Raw genomic sequence first — 524 nt, 5'->3', positions numbered from 1 at the left:
AGTGTATCGGCAAAGCCCCCGTCCCAAACATTATTTTCGACAATCGTGTCGTGGCCATCGCCGCGCGCATAGACATAGGTGTCGTCGCTCTGGTCGCCGTTGAGCGTGTCGTTGCCCGTGCCGCCGTTGAGCGTGTCGTTACCCCAGCGGCCGAAGAGCGCGTCGTTGCCGCCGCCGCCAGAAAGGGCTTCGCTACCGTCAAAGCCGGTGATCGCATCATTCCCACCCGTCGCGGCCTCCGTCACGACCCGCTGGCGCAGGTAATTGGCATCCCAGCGGGTGCCATCTGCAAAGGTCACGAACTCGATGCCATTGGCACGGTTGGGGTTCATGTTGACCAGCCGGATGCTGCCGCCATCTCCCGCGCCGGTCGCGCTCTCCGTAATCGTCAGAATGATATCCTCGCCGACGCGTGACAGCGATACATCGGCAACGGCGATCTGCTGCAAAGCGAGCGTATCGGCAAGGCCACCTTCCCAAACATCATTATCGACAATCGTGTCGTGACCATCGCCGCGCGCATA

At 61.5% G+C, this 524-nt stretch carries 1 protein-coding gene; it reads right to left on the bottom strand.

The window, feature by feature from the left end; genetic code table 11:
* Positions 1-524 (bottom strand): calcium-binding protein (locus tag ACTJI5_RS22960; RefSeq protein WP_440861965.1); only part of this gene is annotated, 524 nt, incomplete at both ends.

Origin of the sequence: Sphingopyxis sp. 22461 (genome assembly GCF_052044915.1) — a bacterium.
Lineage (GTDB): Bacteria > Pseudomonadota > Alphaproteobacteria > Sphingomonadales > Sphingomonadaceae > Sphingopyxis.
This window is presented reverse-complemented; position numbering and strand designations above follow the sequence as displayed.